Raw genomic sequence first — 12,841 nt, 5'->3', positions numbered from 1 at the left:
GACTTCCGCCGTGGACTCCTCCGCCCGCCAGCTCACCGACCTCGCCGAGTGGAACGACCTCCAGTCGCACTACGACGAGTTTTCCGGCCGCACCCTCCGCGAGCTTTTCGATGCCGACCCGGACCGCGCCCACCGATTCAGCTTCGATGCGGCCGGGCTGCACGTCGACCTGTCGAAGAACTTGGTGGACCACGACGGCATCGGCAAGCTCATTGCTCTGGCCCGCGCCGCCGGCCTCGAAGACCGCCGCGCGGCGATGTTTAACGGCGAACACATCAACTCCACCGAGGACCGCGCCGTGCTGCACACCGCGCTGCGCATCCCCGTCGAAGACGATCTGCGCGTCGACGGCCAGGACGTCGCGGCCGACGTGCACGACGTGCTCGGCCGCATGCGGGATTTCGCCACCGCCCTGCGGTCCGGTTCCTGGCTGGGGCATACCGGCCACACCATCAAGAAAGTGGTCAACATCGGCATTGGCGGCTCCGACCTGGGGCCGGCCATGGCTGCCCAGGCGCTGCGGGCGTACGAGACGGCCGGGATTTCCGCGGACTTCGTCTCCAATATCGACCCGGCGGACATGACGGCCACCCTGGATAACCTCGACCCGCACTCCACTCTTTTCGTCGTCTCCTCCAAGAGCTTCACCACCCAGGAAACGCTCACCAATGCGCACGCGGCGCGGCGCTGGCTGGTCGAGCAGTTCGACGGTGACGAGTCGGCTGTGGCCAAGCACTTCGTGGCGGTGTCGACCAACGCGGACAAGGTCGCGGAGTTCGGCATCGATACGGCCAACATGTTCGAGTTCTGGAACTTCGTCGGCGGGCGCTACTCCATCTCGTCTGCCATTGGCCTATCGCTCATGTGCACAATCGGGCCGCAGGACTTCATGCGTTTCCTCGGCGGTTTCCACGCGATGGATGAGCACTTCCGCACTGCCCCGCTGGAGGACAACGTGCCAGTGCTCATGGGTCTGTTGGGCATCTGGTACACCAACTTCTACGGCGCGGAGACCCACGCCGTGCTGCCCTACTCGCAGGATCTCGGCCGTTTCCCGGCGTACCTGCAGCAGCTGACGATGGAATCGAACGGCAAGTCGGTGCGCCGCGACGGCACGCCCGTGGCCTGGGATACCGGCGAGATTTACTTCGGCGAGCCGGGAACCAACGGCCAGCACGCCTTCTTCCAGCTCATGCACCAGGGCACCCGGTTAATCCCGGCGGACTTCATCGGTTTCGCCCGGCCGCGATTCGATCTGGCCACCGCGTCGGGCAACGGCTCCATGCACGACCTGTTGATGAGCAACTTCTTCGCACAGACGAAGGTCCTGGCTTTCGGGAAGACCGCCGCGGAGATCGCGGACGAAGGCGTCGCCGAAGACCTCATACCGCACAAGGTCATGCCGGGCAACCGCCCTACCACCACGATCCTCGCGCCGGAGCTTAACCCCGCCGCCTTGGGCGCGCTCATCGCGCTCTACGAGCACATCGTGTTCGTCCAGGGCGTTATCTGGGACGTCAACTCCTTCGACCAGTGGGGCGTGGAGCTGGGCAAGAAACAAGCCGGGGACTTAGCCCCGGCTGTCAGCGGTGAGACAGCGCCGGATTCCGGCGACGCGTCCACCGACGCGCTCATCAACTGGTACCGCGCGAACCGCGGTTAATGTGCGCGGAAGTAGTTAGACCATCGGGCGCCATCCGGCCGGGATGGCGTCGGAATCGGCGATCCGGCGGCCGAAGGGCACGACCATGACCGGCAGCATCTTCAGGTTCGCCCACGCGAACGGGATGCCGACGATGGTCACCGCCTGCGCGAGGGCGGTGGCAATGTGGCTCAGGGCAATCCATACGCCCGCCACGCAGAACCAGATAACGTTGGACACCACCGACACCCCGCCAGTACCGTGCACCGGTTCGATAACGGTGCGACCAAACGGCCAGAGGGCGAAATTCGCCATGCGGAAGCACGCCACGCCGAACGGAATGGTGACCACGAAGACGCAGGCGATAACGCCGAAGATGAGGTAAGACAGCGCCAGCGCCCAGCCGCCGAGGATGAACCAGAGGAAATTAAGCAAGACCTTCATGGTGTCCTACCCTACGGCAGCCGATACGGTCCGGGCTGGCACACCGGGCACCACCAGATGACGCGCTCAAGCTCCCCGGCGTCCCCGCCGTAGTCGACGCCACCGAGGAAAGACTTTGTGATCAACGTGCCGCAGCGCCTGCACTTGCGGTGATTGCGCCCGAAGACGTAGGTGGCCTCCCCGGCACGCCGCACCCCGGTGGTCACGCGTACCGGCGAATTCCGGTTGGCCCACATAATCTTCCGGGAGATATCCACGACGTGCTCGACGTCGACCCGGCCGACGGCGCTGGCTGGGTGCATGCCGGCGATAAAACATGCTTCGGCGCGGTACTCATTGCCAATGCCCGCCACGTTGCGCTGGTCCAACAGCGCCGCGCCGATGGCGCGCTGCGGCCGGGCACTAATGCGGCGGATCGCCTCTTCCCTGCCGCCGCTTTCCGCCCAGTCCGGCGCAAGGATGTCGGGACCCAAGTGCCCGATGCGCTCCGCGTACTGGTTCGCCGGGAAGACCTCGACCAAGCCTAGGTTGTGCCCGACGACCTTCACGTCCCGCGGGCGCGCCGCCAGCTGCAGCACCACGCGGGCGGTGTGCCCCGGCCGCTTCCACTTGTCGCCGGCGTAGTGGGTGGTCCAGATACCCTCCATCTTGAGGTGCGTGTGCAAAATACCCTTGCCGAACTGCATGAACAGGTGCTTTCCGTACGGCCACACGCGGTCGCATACCTCGCCGTCGAAGCGGACGGTGGCGTACCGCGGCACGCGCAGGGACGTACGGGTGACCTCCCTGCCGGTCATAAACTGCAGCCGCCGGGACAGCTGCAGTACCGAATCCCCCTCGGGCATGCGCGGGTCACCACCTTTCCGTTTGTCGTTTCATCCGGCGCCACATCGGCCGCCGGGCCACCCTATCGGCGATACGGTCCGCGCCGCCGGAAGCTGCCCGAACGCGGGTCGTCAAAGCTTGGAGATGCGGAGCCTGGAGCTGCGGAGCCCGAGACATCGTCAAGCTCGGCCAAAGCCTGATCCAGGGTGCGGCCGCCGCGGCTTCGTGACGTCCGCGGGGCCGCCGTCGTCGCCGCGATGCGCACGCCCTTCGGGGTAATGCCGGCACCGGCGTGGCGCAGCGCCTGCGCAGCCGGGGAATCGAACACCGAGTGGCCGTTGGCCTTTTCGATGGTCAGCGGCGTAAGCCTGCCGGCGCCGACCAGCTCGACCAGAGCCTCCACGATGCTCTCCCACACGAAGGCGTGATCGATGCCCTCGGGTAGGGCATCGAAGAACGTCGTGAGCGTCTTGCCGCCGCGGGTGAGGTGGGCGACGGCGAGGCCATCGATAAGAATGGCCAGCGCCCCCGCCGACCGCCCCGGCGCCGACGTGGCCTTGCCACCAGCCTCATCGCGCTGCGGCCAGTCGAGCGCCGCGCCGTACGGGTTGGCCGGATCGGTCGCGGCGAGCACCACCACGTCCGGCTCGGTGGTCCCCGACGGCCACCCGGTGACGTCGGCGGAGTCAGACAATCCACGCAGCCTGTCGATGACCGCGGGCGTAGAAAACTGCGCCGCGCCGAGCCCCTCGATGACATAGCCGCGCATCGCTTTGCCGGATTCTTCGAACCCGGAGAGCACCTTGTAGGCCAGCGCGAACCCGCCAAGCACGTCCTCGGCGACGACGCTGCCGCGGGTAACCACGCCGTAGCGGTCCAGCCACGCCTCGCCGTGCTCGAGGCTGCGGTTGGTCGGATCGGTCGCGGGAGGAACGGCAAGCGCCCAGCGCCCGCCCATATCCGGCGGGGTCTCAGTCGCCTGCGCCTTGTGGGCCTGGGCAAACGAGGTACGGCCCATGCGCAGCCGGGAGCGGGTCGGCCGCCGTTTCGCGCGGTGCGCGGTGCTCCCCCGCCGGCCCTTGCCGGCCAGGCGCGTGCGAATGGGCTGGAAGGAATCGGGGGCGACAAGGCCCGCTTCCACCAGACCCCAGATGGCCTCGCGCAGCTCGGTGGCACTGGCGTTTCCGGTGATAAGCCCCAGATCGCCGCCGGCGCCGGTGGTCTCGCGCAGCAGATCGGCGAACAGGAAGGCGCCGCCGCGTTGCAAGACCTCGAGCACCGATTCCTGCAGCGCCGTCAGCCCCTCCGGTTCGACCTCAGGGGCGAGCTGCGCGGCGTAATCGGCGGGCAGCAGCATCACCCACGGATCGGCAGCGCCCGCCTTGCCGGCGCCGACAATGAGCACCTCGCCGGAGGAGGTGAGCTCGTCGAGCATCGCCGGCGAGTAGTCCCCGACGCGCGCCGGCAGCACCAGGGACTCCCACGCGGAGGCCGGCAGCCGCACCCCGGCGAACTGTTCCACCACGGTGAACACCCCGTCGGCCCCGCGCAGCACTGGGCGCTGGCCCACCGGGGCGACCTGCTGCCAGTCCGGCAGGAAGCGCCCGAACGTGGCGGCGCTGACCGGCTCGGTGGCCGCCCGAGCCGCCGCCAGCGACTTGGAACGGATGACCTTCAAGACCTCCGCGGCGCAGTATTCGGTATCTTCCACCCCCTGGCGGTAGTGCCCCTCCACGGTGCTGTCCATGGAGGTCACCGCGGTATACGCGGCGGAGATGGACAGGCCGAACGCCGCGGCGAGCTCGCGGAGGACGAACGGGCCGCGGGTGCGCGCCCACCGGCTGACCAGCTGGCTGAGCGCGTCCTCGATGGTCTCCACCTGCGCCGGCACTCCCGGCGGGACGGGCACGCCGAGCCCGTCGCGCAGCAACGGCGCGTCGCTGACCTGGGCGAGGTGCTCGCGCCCGGCGATGCGCACCCGCATGGCGCGGCCCGCGTTGACCAGCTCGCTTTCCACCGCTTGGGCAAGGCCGGCGTCCCAGTCGCCCTCGATGTGGGCGTCCATCTCCTCCACCGGCACGGGGCCCAACACGCGCAGCAGGTCGGCGACTTCCTCGGGCGTGCGCGCCCGGCGGCCGTCTGCTGTGCGCTGCAGCTGGGCGTGGACGCGGTCTATCACCTCGGCATCGAGAAGCTCCCGCAGCTCCACCGTGCCCAGCAACTTGGCTAAAAGACTCGGGTCCAGCGCGAGGGCCGCCGCGCGCTTTTCCGCCAGCGGCGAGTCGCCCTCGTACATTAACGCGCCGGTGTAGTTGAACAGTAGCGACGATGCGAACGGCGAGGGCTGCTCGGTAGTGACCTCCGCAATCCGCACGCGGCGATGACCCAGATCGCGCGCGACCTCACGTAGCGCCGGCAGGTCGTAGACGTCCTGGAGGCATTCGCGGACGGTTTCCAAGATGATGGGGAAAGACGGGTACTTACGGGCGACATCGAGAAGCTGCTCGGCGCGCTGGCGCTGTTGCCACAGCGGGGCGCGCTTCCCCGGATTGCGCCGCGGCAAAAGCAGCGCGCGGGCGGCGCACTCGCGGAAGCGGGAGGCGAACAGCGCGGAGTTTCCTACCTGTTCGGTGACGATGTCCTCGATCTCGTCGGCGCCGAACACAAACAGCGACGCGTCCGGCTCGGCGTCCGCCTCGGGCAGGCGCAGCACGATGCCGTCGTCGCCCGCGACCGCCTGCGGGTCCATGCCGGTCTGCTCCGCCACGCGCGCGCCCACCGCGAGCGCCCACGCAGAGTTGACCCCGCGGCCGAACGGGGTGTGCAGCACCACACGCCAATCCCCCAGCTCGTCTCGGAAGCGCTCGAGCACCAGCGTCTTCTCGTCCGGGATGACTCCGGTGGCTTCGTCCTGTTCCTGCAGGTAGGCCGTAAGGTTCCGGTCGGCTTTGTCATCCAAGTCCACCACCTGGGCGGGATCGGCGTGCACCGTACGCCGGAACTCGCCCAACGCCTGCCCCAGCTCGTACGGCCGGCCCGCCTGCCCACCGTTCCAAAACGGCAGCCGGCCGGTGTGCCCCGGCGCGGGCGTGACGATGACCTGGTCGCGCGTAATATCTTCAATCCGCCACGAGGTCGCACCCAGGGTGAACACGTCGCCCACCCGCGATTCGTAGACCATCTCCTCGTCAAGCTCGCCCACCCGGCGCGGCGCGCCCTCCGCGCCGGCCAGAAAGACGCCGAACATGCCGCGATCGGGGATCGTCCCGCCGGACGTGACCGCCACGCGCTGCGCACCGGGGCGCGGGGTGAGCACGCCGCTCACGCGGTCGTAGACCACGCGGGGTTTCAGCTCCGCAAAATCGGTCGACGGGTACACGCCGCTGGCTAGGTCGATGACCGAATCAAAGACGTCCCGCGCCAGCTCTCGGTAGGGCCACGCTTTGCGCACGGTGGCGTACCACTCATCGACGTCCAGCCCGTCCGGCTCGGACGCCGCCACCGCCGCAATCGTCTGCTGCACCAGCACGTCCAGCGGGTTGGTGGGCGTGTGCAGCTTTTCGATGAGCCCGGCGCGCATCCGCTTGACCGTCACCGCCGACTGCACCAGATCCGAGCGGTGTTTCGGGTAGAAGGTACCCTCGGAGACGGCGCCCACCGAGTGGCCGGCGCGGCCCACGCGCTGCAGCCCACTAGCCACTGACGGCGGGGACTCGACCTGCACCACGAGGTCGACCGCGCCCATATCAATGCCCAGCTCCAGCGAGCTGGTGGCCACCACCGCGCGCAGCGTGCCCTCTTTAAGCATCTGCTCTGTCATGGCGCGCTCGTCCTTGGACACCGACCCGTGGTGCGCGCGGGCGATAACGCTCGGCGCCTTGCCCGCGACGTCGGTCTGCTTCATCAGCTGCGCCGGGTCCCGGCGCGTGTCCGGCGAGAGCGAATCGGGATCGTGCTCTTCGGCATACAGCTCGTTGAGCCGGCTGGTCACCCGCTCCGCGGTGCGCCGGGAGTTCACGAAGACCAGCGTGGAGCGGTGCTCCATGACCTGGGTGAAAAGCTCCGTTTCAATAAACGGCCAGATGGATTTCGCCGTCGGCAGCGCGGAGTCGGCGGCGACGGGCTCCGTGTCCGCGATCCCCAGCGGATCGTCCAACGTAGACTCGCCGATGGTGGAACCGGGCTCCGGGGTGGGGAGATCCGACATGTCCTCGACCGGCACGCGGACCGATAGCTCCCAGCGTTTATCCGCCGGCGGGGCGATGATCTCCACGGGCCGGCCGCCGCTTAGGAAATTGGCCACGGATTCTAGCGGGCGGACCGTGGCGGACAGCCCGATGCGTTGGAAGGAGCCGGCGAGCCGTTCCAGGCGCTCCAGGGTCAGCGCGAGGTGCACGCCGCGCTTTGTGCCGGCGAGGGCGTGGATCTCATCGATAATGACGGTGTCCACGCTGGCCAGAACCCCCGCCGCCTGGGAGGTGAGCATGAGGTAGGCCGACTCCGGGGTGGTAATGAGGATGTCCGGCGGGCGGCGCACCTGCCGGGTGCGCTCTGCCTGCGGGGTATCGCCGGAGCGCACGCCCACGGAAATCTCCGGTTCCGGCACGCCGAGGCGCTGCGCCACGCGGGAGATGCCCGCCAAGGGCGCGCGCAGGTTCTGCTCCACGTCCACGCCCAGGGCCTTCAGCGGGGAGATATAGAGGACCTTCACCCCGCCGTGGGAGGATTCGCGCGCGGCGTGCTTGGCCACCGGCAAGGCGGTCTGGCCGTGACGGCCCACCAGGTTGTTGAGCGCCCACAGAAACGCCGCGAGGGTTTTGCCCGAACCGGTCGGGGCCACAACTAAGGCGTGGTCCCCGGCGGAGATGGCCTTCCAGGCGCCGGCTTGGACATCGGTAGGCGCGGCGAAAACCTCCGTGAACCATTGCCCGACCTCGGGGCGGAACTTGTCCAGGATGTTTTCGGCCATGCCTTAGACTAACGCGCGCGTCGGACACGACCGGTAACGTGTGGGTTTATGACGGCCACACTTTCCGATTCCCGCCTGACCAACGCCCTGGCCGAAGGGTGCGGGCAAATCCTCAAAGGCATTCGCAAGGGCGGTCTGTTGCGCCACGTTTCGCTGGGAGACGCCGGCGACGAGCTCGCGCAGTCGTGGATTTCCCGCGTGCTGGAGCAGCACCGGCCGGACGACGGCTTCCTGTCCGAAGAAGCCACCGACACCCTCGACCGCCTCAACAAGGAGCGGGTGTGGATCGTCGACCCGGTTGACGGGACCAAGGAGTTTGCCACCGGCCGCCAGGATTGGGCGGTGCACATCGCGCTGATTATCGATGGCCACCCCGCCCACGCCGCCGTCGGCCTGCCGGATCTCGGCGTGACCTTCAAGTCCTCCGACGTGCGCGCGGTGAAAGGCCCACTGTCGCGCAAGATCGTCGTCTCCCGCAACCGCCCGCCGGAGGTGGCCGGCTACGTGGCCAATCAGATGGGTTGGGAGACTGTCGGGATCGGGTCTGCCGGTGCCAAGGCCATGCACGTGCTACTTGGCGATTACGACGGTTATATCCACGCCGGCGGCCAGTACGAGTGGGATCAGGCCGCCCCCGTGGGCGTGGCGCTCGCGGCGGGCCTGCACTGTTCCCGCCTCGACGGCTCCCCCATTACCTTCAACAACGAAGACACCTACATTCCGGATCTGTTGGTCTGCCGCCCCGAGCTTGCCGATGACATCCTGGCCCACGCAGCCGAATTCAAAGCCGCCCATGGCGGGACTCTAGAGTAGGCCCCATGGATTCCGCCGCTATTGCTACCCCATACGAGGACCTGTTGCGCGACGTGCTGGACAACGGCACGGCGAAAGATGACCGCACCGGCACCGGCACCCGCTCGGTGTTCGGCCGTCAGCTGCGCTACGACTTGAGCGAGTCCTTCCCGCTGCTGACCACGAAGAAGGTCTACTTCCACGGGGTCATCGGCGAGCTGTTGTGGTTCCTGCGCGGCGAGTCCAACGTGCGCTGGCTGCAGGAGAACAACGTACGCATTTGGAACGAGTGGGCTGACAATGAGGGCGACTTGGGCCCCGTCTACGGCGTGCAGTGGCGCTCGTGGCCCACCCCGGACGGCCGACACGTGGACCAGATCCAACAGGCGCTGGACACCTTGCGCAACAACCCGGATTCGCGCCGCAACGTCGTCTCCGCGTGGAACGTCTCCGAGCTCGACCAGATGGCGCTCCTCCCTTGCCACCTGCTCTTCCAGCTCTACGTCGCGGACGGCAAACTGTCGCTGCAGGTCTACCAGCGCTCCGCCGACCTCTTCCTCGGAGTGCCGTTCAACCTGGCCTCGTACGCAGCCCTGGCGCACATGTTCGCCCAGCAGGCGGGCCTGGACGTCGGCGATCTCATCTGGACCGGCGGCGATTGCCACATCTACAACAACCACTTCGACCAGGTAAAAGAACAGCTCTCGCGCACCCCGCGCGAGTACCCCCAGCTGAAGCTCCACCCGGCGAAGAGCATGTTCGACTACGACTTCGACAACTTCGAGATCGTCGGCTACGACCCGCACCCGGGCATCAAGGCGAAAGTGTCGGTGTAGCCATGGATTTCCTCGGCGCCGTGTGGGCACAATCTCTCGACGGCATCATCGGCGACGGCACCGACATGCCCTGGAATGTGCCGGAAGACATGCGGCACTTCAAGGAGGTCACCATGGGCGCGCCCGTCATCATGGGCCGCGGCACGTGGGAGTCCATCCCCGCTAAGTTCCGCCCGCTCCCCGGCCGCGACAACTTCGTGGTCTCCAGCCGCGCGCCCGGCGAGTGGTCGACTGGTGCCACGGTCATGCACAACCCCAGCGACATCGACACCGGCTGGGTCATGGGCGGCGGGCAGCTGTACCACGCCACCCTCGAGATGGTCGACGTCATCGAGATGACGCTCATCGGCGTCAACATCGGCGGCCTCTACGGCGATGATGCCGTCCACGCCCCCGCGGTCCCCGATGACTTTGGCCTCAGCGCCGACTCCGACTGGCTGACCTCGGAAAAAGGCAGGCTCACTATCCCGAACCAGCCGCCGAGCGATCTCCCTTTGAAGTACCGATTTTTAACCTACGAGCGAAAGGACGCCGCGTAAATGAGCGACATTCAGACCCCTGAGACCACCGAGCACGTCACCATCTTCGCCGCTGAATGGTGCCCGTTCTGCCAAAAGCTCAAGCAGCGCCTCGACCGCACCGAGACGCCCTACGCGCTTGTCGATGTCGAGTCCGACGACAACGCCGCCGACATCAACGCGTGGATCGAGTCGGTCAATGACGGCAACCGCATCATCCCGACCGTCTTGTATTCCGACGGCACGCACGCCACCAACCCAGAGGCGTCCGCGGTGCGCAAAAAGCTGCGCGAGCTCACCGGCGAGGAATAACTTCATCCCCTGCCAGTTATCTAGCTGCCGCGATGCTGCGGTACGCTAGCCCCGTTGCCCCAGTAGCTCAGGGGATAGAGCACGGCTCTCCTAAAGCCGGTGTCGGCGGTTCGAATCCGTCCTGGGGCGCAATTTTCTCTCCCCTTCACCCCCGGGCCGCGCCGATCCCCCCCCCGAAGAATCCGCGAACGTACGCCCGACCTCGTTCTTGTGTCCAGGGCCGGTCACCGCAGCGTTGCACGCCGTGATACCGGAGTTGCTAAAGTTAACGGCTGATACTGCAGTTAACAGCCTCTTCCCACCTCCGGAGACTCAAACCATGGAAAATTTTCGCTCCGCAGCGTTTAACCGCCGCTCCCTGTTCAAAGCCGGCGCAGCCGCGCTCGCAGTCGGCGCATTCGGCGCCGTCGCAGGCCAGCGCGCTCCCCTAGCGCAGGCTGCCCCGAAGCTGGGCACCATCCTCGACTACGCCGCGGGCGTCCCCTCCGCAGCGTCCGTGAAGGCAGCCGGCCACATCGGCGCCATCCGCTACGTCTCCGCTAAGCGCCCCGGCGCGGAGTGGATGACGGGCAAGCCGGTCTCGTTGAAAGAGACCAAAGACTTCGCCGCCCACGACCTGAAGACCGCCTCCATTTACCAGTTCGGTCGCGCAGAGACCGCCGACTGGAAGCAGGGCGCCGCCGGTGCCGCGGTGCACGCGCCGCAGGCCATCGCATTCCACAAGGCCGCAGGTGGACCCACCGGACGCCCGATCTACATCGCCATTGATGACAACCCATCGCGCGGCGAATACGACTCGCTCATCCGCCCCTACCTCAAGGCGTTCGAGACCGCCCTGAAGGCGGCCGGGTTCCAGGCCGGCGTGTACGGCAACTACAACGTGGTGGACTGGTGCGTCGCCGACGGCATCGGCTCGTTCTACTGGATGCACGACTGGGGTTCGGGCGGCAAGGTTCACCCGAAGGCGCACATCCACCAGTTGCCGCAGGGCCAGCAGACCAAGGTCGATGGCGTGGTGGCCGATGTCAACGACGTCCTCCAGTCCGACTGGGGCCAGTGGACGCCGGGACAAGCCACTAATACCCCGAAGCCTGCGCCGAAGCCGGAGCCCGCAAAGCCTGCGCCGAAACCGCAGAACAACCCGGCTCCTACGTCCCCGCTGGACGGGCTTAGCTCCCAACTCGACCCGAACAGCAGCGCGGCCTACGCCGACGTCATCAACGGGCTGGCCAACCAGGCGGCGGGCACCGCCGGCGTGGCCCTGCCGCGTATCGATGCCAACGGCATCACCTACAACGGCTTCACCGTGACCAACGAGCAGCTGAAGCAAGCGGCGCAGATCGCGGAGATCATCGCCAAGCAGATGCTCTAGCCGCTACTTCTTCGACTTTGGCTCAGCGCTTTTAGACTCCGTGTCCTTCGGCTCCTCTTTCTTCTTGGAGTCGGAAGGCTCGGAGTTTTTGTCTTTCTTGTCATCTTTAGACGTCGTTTCCAACGACTTCGACTCGGACGACTTAGACTCCAACGACTTCGACTCGGACGACTTAGACTCCGACGACGTTGTCTCCGACGACGTGACGGTCGGCAGCGGCGGCACCATCTCGTGCGAGCCGCCGCGGGCGCGCTTTTCGGCCTCCTTGAGGTGATCCTTAGTCACCTGCTTTTCCACCAGTTTGCTCAGGTCATCCGCGGACCCAGACACGCCGGCGGCGACGATGAAATCCTTGCCGAATGACACCGAGTTGTGCAGATCCTTGTCGTTCGACCAGCCCCACTTGGTGCCAATGACCCCGTCGAGTTTTGCCGTGCCGAAGTCCTGGTCGTAGCCATCTTCGGCGACCTTATCGGCGTTCGACATCGCGACCAGGATCGGGTGAACCTCGTCTTCCTTCATCAACGCGGCGAGGAACTCCGTCATGTCGTAGGTGGAGGTCAGCGACTCGCCCCACGTCGGCCCCGCAGTGGTGGAATACAGGTTGTAGTGCCGCGCGGTCTCCGTGATGGAGTCGGGGTACTTCTCAAAGAGCTTGTCCGCCGCCTTGTCGGAGGAGTTCGCGATCATGTCGAGCGCCTTGTAGCTATCCTCCACCGACCCTTCGCGCAGAACGTAGTCGGCGATGTACAACTTGATGATGCTTAGCGCCGGCCGCGCGAAGCGCTCATTCGCGGTGCCCATGCGCACGCCATCGGAAAGCCGCACGTAACTCAGCTGCGAACCGGTGGTGGTCCGCACGTTCGCCTCCGCGGGATCCTCCCCGACGAGGCTCGTGTCGTAGGGCCGCGGGGCGGTCTTTTCCCCCGACTTCCCCGAGTGCTCTTCCGACACGTGGGAAGCCACCGCCGCGTCAGTGGAGCGCGGAGCAGTCGCGCGGGCGACGAACCAGGTGCCGGCAAGCAGGAGCGCTATCACCACAATGGCCGCCATGATGGCGGCCGGGGTGACACCAGACGGGTTTACGCGTGACGCTTGAGAGCGAGACTTGGGTTTTTCCACGCACCCATA

The 12,841-nt window shown here is 66.8% G+C and carries 10 protein-coding genes and 1 tRNA gene; 7 read left to right on the top strand and 4 right to left on the bottom strand.

What is annotated here, in order from left to right:
- The first annotated feature begins 10 nt into the window (after nucleotides 1–10).
- On the top strand, nucleotides 11–1,663 hold the full coding sequence (gene pgi / locus CMASS_RS03225) for a glucose-6-phosphate isomerase (RefSeq protein WP_022862881.1): 1,653 nt from the start codon (nucleotides 11–13) through the stop codon (nucleotides 1,661–1,663).
- Nucleotides 1,664–1,678: 15 nt separating this feature from the next.
- On the opposite strand, the gene CMASS_RS03220 is transcribed toward pgi, so the two are convergent.
- From CMASS_RS03220 to CMASS_RS03210, 3 genes are all read right to left on the bottom strand, one after another.
- Complete coding sequence (locus CMASS_RS03220; protein ID WP_022862882.1) at nucleotides 1,679–2,086, bottom strand: YccF domain-containing protein; 408 nt, start codon at nucleotides 2,084–2,086, stop codon at nucleotides 1,679–1,681.
- Between the two features lie 11 nt (nucleotides 2,087–2,097).
- Entirely contained in the window at nucleotides 2,098–2,931 is an 834-nt protein-coding gene (locus CMASS_RS03215; RefSeq protein WP_022862883.1) for a DNA-formamidopyrimidine glycosylase family protein, read from the bottom strand.
- Nucleotides 2,932–2,993: 62 nt separating this feature from the next.
- Nucleotides 2,994–7,880, bottom strand: a complete 4,887-nt coding sequence (locus tag CMASS_RS03210) for an ATP-dependent helicase (protein ID WP_022862884.1) — start codon at nucleotides 7,878–7,880, stop codon at nucleotides 2,994–2,996.
- Between the two features lie 48 nt (nucleotides 7,881–7,928).
- Between CMASS_RS03210 and CMASS_RS03205 the strand changes: the two genes are divergently transcribed.
- The 6 genes from CMASS_RS03205 (at nucleotide 7,929) to CMASS_RS03180 (ending at nucleotide 11,710) form a co-directional block, all read left to right on the top strand.
- On the top strand, nucleotides 7,929–8,693 hold the full coding sequence (locus tag CMASS_RS03205; RefSeq protein ID WP_022862885.1) for a 3'(2'),5'-bisphosphate nucleotidase CysQ: 765 nt from the start codon (nucleotides 7,929–7,931) through the stop codon (nucleotides 8,691–8,693).
- Between the two features lie 5 nt (nucleotides 8,694–8,698).
- Nucleotides 8,699–9,508 carry a thymidylate synthase gene (locus tag CMASS_RS03200; RefSeq protein ID WP_022862886.1) on the top strand — a complete coding sequence of 270 codons (810 nt, stop codon included), beginning with the start codon at nucleotides 8,699–8,701 and terminating at the stop codon, nucleotides 9,506–9,508.
- Between the two features lie 2 nt (nucleotides 9,509–9,510).
- Nucleotides 9,511–10,047, top strand: a complete 537-nt coding sequence (locus tag CMASS_RS03195) for a dihydrofolate reductase (protein ID WP_022862887.1) — start codon at nucleotides 9,511–9,513, stop codon at nucleotides 10,045–10,047.
- Nucleotides 10,048–10,338, top strand: coding sequence for a mycoredoxin (locus tag CMASS_RS03190; RefSeq protein ID WP_022862888.1), 291 nt, complete (start codon nucleotides 10,048–10,050; stop codon nucleotides 10,336–10,338).
- 56 nt (nucleotides 10,339–10,394) lie between these two features.
- Nucleotides 10,395–10,467 (top strand) — tRNA-Arg (locus tag CMASS_RS03185).
- A 190-nt stretch (nucleotides 10,468–10,657) separates the two neighbouring features.
- A complete protein-coding gene (locus CMASS_RS03180) occupies nucleotides 10,658–11,710 on the top strand; it encodes a DUF1906 domain-containing protein (RefSeq protein WP_022862889.1) in 1,053 nt (350 codons plus the stop codon).
- 3 nt (nucleotides 11,711–11,713) lie between these two features.
- On the opposite strand, the gene CMASS_RS03175 is transcribed toward CMASS_RS03180, so the two are convergent.
- Nucleotides 11,714–12,832 (bottom strand): hypothetical protein, encoded by a 1,119-nt coding sequence (locus tag CMASS_RS03175; RefSeq protein ID WP_022862890.1) that lies wholly within the window; start codon nucleotides 12,830–12,832, stop codon nucleotides 11,714–11,716.
- Nucleotides 12,833–12,841 lie beyond the last annotated feature (9 nt).

It is taken from the genome of Corynebacterium massiliense DSM 45435, from assembly GCF_028609805.1.
GTDB lineage: Bacteria > Actinomycetota > Actinomycetes > Mycobacteriales > Mycobacteriaceae > Corynebacterium > Corynebacterium massiliense.
Note: the sequence above shows the minus strand (reverse complement) of the source record. Positions and strands in the feature narration are given on the sequence as shown.

Coding starts and splice junctions, on each gene's coding strand:
- CMASS_RS03190 (WP_022862888.1), top strand. CDS start 10,048: ATGAGCGACATTCAGACCCCTGAGACCACCGAGCACGTCACCATCTTC.
- CMASS_RS03195 (WP_022862887.1), top strand. CDS start 9,511: ATGGATTTCCTCGGCGCCGTGTGGGCACAATCTCTCGACGGCATCATC.
- CMASS_RS03215 (WP_022862883.1), bottom strand. CDS start 2,931: ATGCCCGAGGGGGATTCGGTACTGCAGCTGTCCCGGCGGCTGCAGTTT.
- CMASS_RS03205 (WP_022862885.1), top strand. CDS start 7,929: ATGACGGCCACACTTTCCGATTCCCGCCTGACCAACGCCCTGGCCGAA.
- CMASS_RS03180 (WP_022862889.1), top strand. CDS start 10,658: ATGGAAAATTTTCGCTCCGCAGCGTTTAACCGCCGCTCCCTGTTCAAA.
- CMASS_RS03220 (WP_022862882.1), bottom strand. CDS start 2,086: ATGAAGGTCTTGCTTAATTTCCTCTGGTTCATCCTCGGCGGCTGGGCG.
- CMASS_RS03200 (WP_022862886.1), top strand. CDS start 8,699: ATGGATTCCGCCGCTATTGCTACCCCATACGAGGACCTGTTGCGCGAC.
- CMASS_RS03210 (WP_022862884.1), bottom strand. CDS start 7,880: ATGGCCGAAAACATCCTGGACAAGTTCCGCCCCGAGGTCGGGCAATGG.